Annotated in this window: 8 protein-coding genes; 7 read left to right on the plus strand and 1 reads right to left on the minus strand. The window is 35.6% G+C overall.

From position 1 onward, the window contains the following. The first annotated feature begins 262 nt into the window (after positions 1–262). From BMY85_RS07855 to BMY85_RS07880, 7 genes are all read left to right on the plus strand, one after another. A complete protein-coding gene (locus BMY85_RS07855) occupies positions 263–583 on the plus strand; it encodes an imm11 family protein (protein WP_092477723.1) in 321 nt (106 codons plus the stop codon). An 8-nt stretch (positions 584–591) separates the two neighbouring features. Next, positions 592–813, plus strand: a complete 222-nt coding sequence (locus BMY85_RS16340) for an imm11 family protein (protein ID WP_408643128.1) — start codon at positions 592–594, stop codon at positions 811–813. A 765-nt stretch (positions 814–1,578) separates the two neighbouring features. Beyond that, a complete protein-coding gene (locus BMY85_RS07860) occupies positions 1,579–2,046 on the plus strand; it encodes a helix-turn-helix transcriptional regulator (protein WP_242939699.1) in 468 nt (155 codons plus the stop codon). A 195-nt stretch (positions 2,047–2,241) separates the two neighbouring features. Next, on the plus strand, positions 2,242–3,159 hold the full coding sequence (locus BMY85_RS07865) for an ATP-binding cassette domain-containing protein (protein ID WP_092477724.1): 918 nt from the start codon (positions 2,242–2,244) through the stop codon (positions 3,157–3,159). Further along, positions 3,152–4,000 carry an ABC transporter permease gene (locus BMY85_RS07870; protein ID WP_092477725.1) on the plus strand — a complete coding sequence of 283 codons (849 nt, stop codon included), beginning with the start codon at positions 3,152–3,154 and terminating at the stop codon, positions 3,998–4,000. The genes BMY85_RS07865 and BMY85_RS07870 overlap by 8 nt, the downstream gene beginning before the upstream one ends. An 11-nt stretch (positions 4,001–4,011) precedes the next feature. After that, a complete protein-coding gene (locus BMY85_RS07875; RefSeq protein ID WP_092477726.1) occupies positions 4,012–4,977 on the plus strand; it encodes a radical SAM/SPASM domain-containing protein in 966 nt (321 codons plus the stop codon). Next, a complete protein-coding gene (locus BMY85_RS07880) occupies positions 4,955–5,713 on the plus strand; it encodes a zinc metalloprotease (RefSeq protein ID WP_092477727.1) in 759 nt (252 codons plus the stop codon). The genes BMY85_RS07875 and BMY85_RS07880 overlap by 23 nt, the downstream gene beginning before the upstream one ends. Before the next feature lie 275 nt (positions 5,714–5,988). On the opposite strand, the gene BMY85_RS07885 is transcribed toward BMY85_RS07880, so the two are convergent. After that, positions 5,989–6,412, minus strand: a 424-nt coding sequence (locus BMY85_RS07885) for an IS66 family transposase (RefSeq protein WP_143066345.1), incomplete at its 5' end; no start/stop codon positions are given.

Consider the following 6,412-nt stretch of genomic DNA (forward strand, 5'->3'; position numbering starts at 1 on the left):
AAATTGAAGTATCTGTTGATGATGGTCATTAGTCTGCTTCTGGTTTTTAAATTTTCGATAGGGGTATCAGCAAGCACTTGCCACATCTCGGTCAACATCCTAACGAATATCATGATTATGTGTTGGACAGAATGCGTCATTATGATATTGTAGCTCAGGGTGATAAGGATGTTTTTCTTAAATTATATGAGCAAATGAAAATAGAAATAACAGATAACCCAGATATGCTATATAAAGATTATTGGAGAAGAGGAGAACAATAATGCGTTACTATAAATTAGCTATGGATATGACCAGAGAAAATGATGTGGTTCTTCATTGTAAGAATTGCAGTGAGATTGGATTGAATACTTTTGCAACAGGAGAGTATTATTCTGAAATTTCTAATATTGTCTTTTATTATGATGAAAAAGAAGGTAATGTTTGGACTGATTATCTTGCAAATGATAAAGGATGGTTTATCATTTCGGAAAGATTTAAGTTTTTGCTACAAAAAATGAATTCGGATATTCAGTTTATTGATGTTAGTATATGTGATATTGAAGGTGTGGATACTGAAAAAAGTATTATATTGCAAATATAATTAAAGTTGTGGACGCTCTGTGTCTTGATAAATCTGTTTATTTTGAGACTTATATTGAAGGAAAGGGCATGATATATAGCGTAAGTAAATATGGAATATATGAGAATAAGACTGAGGGGGCAGATGTTTTTAAGCTCGATAACTGGCAACAGAATCTAATTTTTACCAACGATAAGGACAGAATAGATAAATATCCTCAAATTTCCGTAGCTATTTATGATAAAGAATGAAGAGATATTGTAAGGAAATTACTTCAATACGTGAGTTAAGATGTTTAGAATTACGATGTGCAATCAGGAAAAGGTAAAAAAGCATATGAGAACTACATAACAAGGAAGCTGGTTAAAAAAACATATTTGGTGAGAAACATAAATATGTGAAAAAGCAGTTAAGGGAAAGACAGCCGTTTCGGGCAGATATGTGATTATCAGGAAATATATGGGATACTATTTGCACTCCCCACTCCTCTACAGTAAACTATTCTTGTAGATAGCAGAGACAGCATTGAGAGAGCAAAGGAAACCAGATTTGCACAAAGAAAGGTATCTATCCACCTGCTAAAAAAGTCTCATACTACACAGTTGTAGCATGGGATTTTTTTATTTCAAAATTGAGAATGGTAAACGGATGTGCCCAGAATCTGGTTTGGAAGAGCGTTTACGTATACATGCCAGAACTCTTGGGAGCAGAATATCTACAAAACGAAAGGCATCTTTCGTATCATGTGTAAAACGGACAGCAAATGTTGACTTAATAACGGACATCCTAAGTTGACATCAAAGCCGACAAGAATAGAATTGCCTTCCAGATGGGCTTTGTCTTATTCAGAACGATCTGTAAATCAAAGTGGCATATCCAGAAGCCAGAGAGCGGAACGGTTTTCAGGAATATGCCGCTCCCCCAAGAGGAGAAAACAGGCAGAGGAGTGAAAACTTGGTTCTACATATAGCCATTTGTGAATCTGGCAGATACCAGAAAAAGCAGCAGGCAGAAAGGTGCGTGAAGAAATGTTGATAAGAGAACTTACACCATATGGAAAAGACTTGAAATGCCAGCTTGTAAGGCTTGGCATGACACAGGTAGAATTAGCAGGAAAAGTAGGAACAAGCAAGCAGTATCTGGGAAAGATTCTATTCGGTGAACGGACTGGAACCCTGTATCTGGATCAGATAGATCAGGAACTGCTAACTAGCCAGAAAACAAAAAGGCAGAATACATTGACTTCTTATGGAAAAGAAGTGAAATGCAGGCTAATTGAATTGAATATGACGCAGGTCCAGTTAGCTGAAATGGCAGGAACAACAAAACAGTATCTAGGAAAAATTCTCCATGGTACACGTTCAGGGGCAATGTACATGGAAAGTATCAATAGAATTCTAGGATTGGAAATGGAAACGTCCAAACATTCCAAAACAGGAAAAACTTCTAGAAATGACAAATCTCTTAAAATGGCAATGCGGTAAGAAAACTTCTTGTTTTTTGATTGACTTATATCCCAATAGCTGATATGATATAGTTATTAAAACTTAACTTTCTGTATTACTGTTTTGGTTTACTTGACATTCTTAATCCTTGCTATATAATAAATAATAAATTAATTATAAAATTATGTATATATATAGTTATAATTGGATTATTTTGAATAGTAGAGGTGTGAAATGGAACATTCTATTTTGGAAACAATAAATTTAACAAAGAAATTTGGAAACCAGAAAGCAGTAGATTGTGTAAATGTACAATTAAACCGTGGAGATATATACGGATTTATTGGAAAAAATGGTGCAGGAAAGACAACATTTTTAAAGATGATCTCAGGATTATCTACACCAACAAGTGGTACAATAGAACTTTTTGGATGTCGTGGTAAGGAAGTGAATCAGCAATACTCCAGAGTGGGAGTATTAATTGAGAATCCTGGTATTTTTCCAGAATTGTCGGCTTATGAGAATTTAAAACTGAAGTGCATCTGTGCAGGGATACGAAAAAAAGGGTACATAAATGAAATATTAGATATCGTTGGGCTTTCTCATACGGGCAAAAAGAAAACGAGAAAGTTTTCGGTAGGCATGAAACAGAGACTGGGAATTGCAATGGCTCTTATTGGTGAGCCGGAACTGCTTATTCTGGATGAACCGATTAATGGGTTAGATCCAGAAGGAATTGCAGAAATCAGGGATACCATAGTTCGGCTGAATCACGAGAAGAAGCAGACAATTATAATTTCAAGCCATATTTTAGAGGAACTGTCAAAGATTGCAAACCGGTATGGAATTATCGATCAGGGAAAAATGGTCAAAGAACTGACTAAGGAGGAACTGGTTTCAGAGTGTTCGGACAAGTTAGAATTAAAGCTTAGTCATCCTGAAAAAGCAGTTCCTGTTTTGAAGGATATGGGATTTTGTGATTTTAAGCTGATAGACAGCGAGACAATACACATTTTTGAACAGTTAGACCGCAGTGGCAAAATTGTAATGGAATTATCCAGACAGGCTATTGAAATTAAGAGTATTGTGGTTGTGGGACTAGGAATTGAAGAATACTTTTTGCAGCTTACAGGAGGTGTACATCATGCTTAAGCTTTTCAAAATGGATGTGTACCGGATGGCAAAGAGCAAAGCAACATGGCTTTGTATAGCTGGAACTATACTTATGGTGATGTTTTCGGTTTTTATGACCAGTTCAGATGTGCATTATTACATAGATCATCCAGATGAGTTAAAGAAAATAGAGAGGAATCAGGAGGAAGGTGAAGGCTGGGGTATCTATATAGGCAGTGTAATGCCATCCTGGTGCAAGGGAGAAAAAGTGCCCTATGTGAATTTAGTTGAGAATAACATTCAGAGCAAAATGGTGCTTCTGTTTTTTGTTGTCTTTGTAGTTGGTTTTGTAAATAGTGAAAATAAATGCAGGTTTGTTCAAAATATATCTGGACAGATCTCAAATCGGGGGAAAATAATTCTGTCAAAAATTTTCATTTCCACATTGTTTACTGTAATCCAGATGCTGTCTGTAATGTTTTTTATCGGCATAGCCAGTGCCATGTTGTTTGGATATATAAATATGGAACATTTAAAAGGAATTTTTCTGTTTATGGGAATAGAGATGCTTTTGCAGGCAGCTTTTGGTACATTTATTATTTTAGTGATTACAGTTACCAAGAGTACGATTGGCAGCATGGTGATTGGAATTTTATTAAGTTCAGGAATTGCACAGGTTTTTGATCCGTTGTGCAAAGCCGTATTTCATGTATCCAAGTCTTTTAGCATTATGTTTTATACACTGACTGGAAATATAGGACAGATGAATACATTAAGTGATGGATATCATTATAGAAAAGCATTTATCATTGCTGTTACGATGTTGGTTGCTGCAGGTTATATAAGTGCAAAAATAATGCAGAAACGGGATGTGGAATAGGAGTTGTTAATATGTATGATACACTGGGATTTACGTTGCTAAAAAAGTGTACAGCAAAATGTGATATCTGCTGTTTTGAATCGGCCCCTAGTGATGAGGAAAAACTGGATATTAATAGAGTAAAAGAGTATATTGAACAGTCAAAAGAGCTAGAACAGATTAAAACCATTGCATTTACTGGTGGAGAACCATTTCTGGTTTATGAAGAACTGCTAGAACTTGTCCGTTTGGCAAAAGCCGCAGGAAAAAAGCCAAATACAATAACAAATGGTTTTTGGGCAGCTGATGGAAAAACTGCTTTTTCTAGATTGAAGGAATTAAAAGCAGCGGGAATTGATTATTTGAGTCTAAGCTACGATGCTTATCATGGACAATACATAGATGTAAATAATATTAGGAATATTTTGAATGCGGCTGCACAATTGGGAATTTCCACTACATTATCAATTGTAAAGATAAAAGGTGAAAAGATCGGAGACATATTAGACCAGATTGGGAGTGACATCTATACAGCCAATATTAAGATTGTTCCTTGTCTGCCAAGTGGAAGAGCAGCAAAAATGTTTCATGAGGAGCAGTTTGATCGTACTATTTTAGCAGAAAACTGCAGATGTCCTTATGGGGGAAATCTGGTTGTGCTGTATGATGGAAAGATATATCCCTGCTGTTCACAGGAAGTGCCAGATACGAATCTGTCAATTGGAGATTTTAACACAATTACCTTAAAAGAAGCATTACAGCGAGTAAAAAATAATGGGCTGTTATACTTTTTGAGAAACACAGATTTTCGTTTTTTCACAGAGTATGCTCAGAATGAATTAGGGATGGAGCTTCCACAAAAGGTAGTAAATCCTTGTGAATTATGTGCCATTTTATTTAAAGAGAATAAAGCGGGCTTGTTTTATGATTACGTTGTGGAAAATATAAAGGAATTAAAAAGGCAAATGCGAAAAGATGAAGAAAGAATTCTATCTTAATAACATGTTTTATGAAGTGATAGAGAATGAAAAAGGGGATTGTTTCATAAAAGACAAAAGAAACAGCCGGTATTATTTCAAGCGGGGTTTTTTTGCCTCTCGAAGATACCAATTTGAATGTATCGAGCAGATTAAATGGAATTGGAAAGATACCATTTATACGGTTTTATGCATGTTATCTGTTTTTTCACTTGTTTTCTTGCTGTTCCATTATTGCAATATATATCAGGCAGAAAAATTTACAGGCAGAAAGTATTTTTTATCAGCATGTTATCTCGTAATGAGTATGGTTGCACATGAAAGTTCCCATGCATTTACAATGTATGTCTATGGAAGAAAATATGGAAAAATACATGTCAAGTTATATTATCATGTATTTTTGGCCATTGTTACCGATACTACAGATTCCTATTTGCTTCCACGGTATCGAAGGTTTTTTGTTTGCTATGCGGGAGTTATGAGTAATTTGCTCATGTACGGATTCACATTATTACGATTCCCAGCATCTGCATATTTGCTCAGGATTGCTTTGTGGGGAGTGATTTATAATATGATACCATTTGGCGGGATGAAAACAGATGGATATCACATTATGATAAATATTCTTTTAAGGCAAAATGATGTAAAAGGGAAGAAACATATAATTGGACAGATGGCCCAATCTCTTTTCTTTATTAGTATTATGCTAAGTTTAATCTATTCCATAGCAAGATGTCTGGATTCTGTTTTTTGCTAGTATGATAGGTACACATTTATAGGTACATTGTCATATAGAATACTTTTACGTTATGGTGAAACAGGAGGAGGTGAAACAATGGAAAAACTTGAAATGGAAAAGTTCGAGATGGATTTGACTGAACTTGAAGAGATGGAGGCACTTGAAAGTCCAACTTGCATTCTTGGTTCATGGTTTTTTGTATATAAATAAAAAGTAATGAACAGGACTGTAGATTGTCATTGTACAATTTATAGAAGCTGTCGTAGTTATGAAAAGTACACTTTTACAAGGCATCAGGCTATGTAAGGAGAATTTACTGGTTTGATGTCTTTTTGATTTTTACAGCATTCTGGTATCTTCTCTGACCACGGCAACAGGTCTTCGGTCTGTAAGTCCCAAGACATCTGTATCTGTTCAAATACATACTCCAGATAAGATAACGGTTTCAGATCATTTGCTATGGCAGTCTGAATTACACTATAAATTAAGGAAGATGCCGATGCTCCGTTCGGAGTATTGGCAAACAGCCAGTTCTTCCCACCAATCACAAAAGGCTTGACAGACTGCTCTGCCAGGTTGTTGCTTAACTGAATACGCCCATCCTTTAGAAAGCTTGACAGATATTCTTTCTGATTTCGGACATAGGTAATAGCCTTCCCAACTAGACTTTGTGGCAAGGTTCTTTGTGCTGCCTGTTCGATCCATCCATAGAATTCA

Source organism: [Clostridium] polysaccharolyticum (assembly GCF_900111595.1).
Classification (GTDB): Bacteria; Bacillota; Clostridia; order Lachnospirales; family Lachnospiraceae; genus Clostridium_AI; species Clostridium_AI polysaccharolyticum.

What these genes read in the sequence shown, in the direction of transcription:
- BMY85_RS07855 (WP_092477723.1), top strand. Translation starts at nt 263, where the DNA reads ATGCGTTACTATAAATTAGCTATGGATATGACCAGAGAAAATGATGTG.
- BMY85_RS07865 (WP_092477724.1), top strand. Translation starts at nt 2,242, where the DNA reads ATGGAACATTCTATTTTGGAAACAATAAATTTAACAAAGAAATTTGGA.
- BMY85_RS07870 (WP_092477725.1), top strand. Translation starts at nt 3,152, where the DNA reads ATGCTTAAGCTTTTCAAAATGGATGTGTACCGGATGGCAAAGAGCAAA.
- BMY85_RS07875 (WP_092477726.1), top strand. Translation starts at nt 4,012, where the DNA reads ATGTATGATACACTGGGATTTACGTTGCTAAAAAAGTGTACAGCAAAA.
- BMY85_RS07880 (WP_092477727.1), top strand. Translation starts at nt 4,955, where the DNA reads ATGAAGAAAGAATTCTATCTTAATAACATGTTTTATGAAGTGATAGAG.